At 66.1% G+C, this 292-nt stretch carries 1 pseudogene; it reads left to right on the forward strand.

Going from position 1 to position 292, the window contains the following annotated elements:
* Nucleotides 1-292 (forward strand): annotated as a pseudogene (locus B0W80_RS34265) (hypothetical protein); the annotation flags it as partial.

The following is a 292-nucleotide window of genomic DNA, read 5'->3' on the forward strand; positions in this document are numbered from 1 at the left end:
TTCACCTACAAGCCCACCGGCCTGCTCGACACGCTGACCCTCCCAGGCGGGCTGTCGATTTCCTACACCTACGATGCTGCCCACCGCCTCACCGGCTGGAGCAACAACCGAGGCGAGTCCGGCGTGTTCACCCTCGACGCCATGGGCAACCGGGTGGCCGAGCAGGTGAAGAACAGCACCGGCGCCATCGCCTGGAGCACCGCGCGCAGCATCAACAGCCTGAACCGCGTTGCCTCCCGCACCGACGGCTCCAACCAGACGAACACCTTCGGCTACGACCCCAACGGCGAAA

The sequence above is a fragment of the Variovorax sp. KK3 genome (assembly GCF_001984055.1).
Lineage (GTDB): Bacteria > Pseudomonadota > Gammaproteobacteria > Burkholderiales > Burkholderiaceae_C > Variovorax.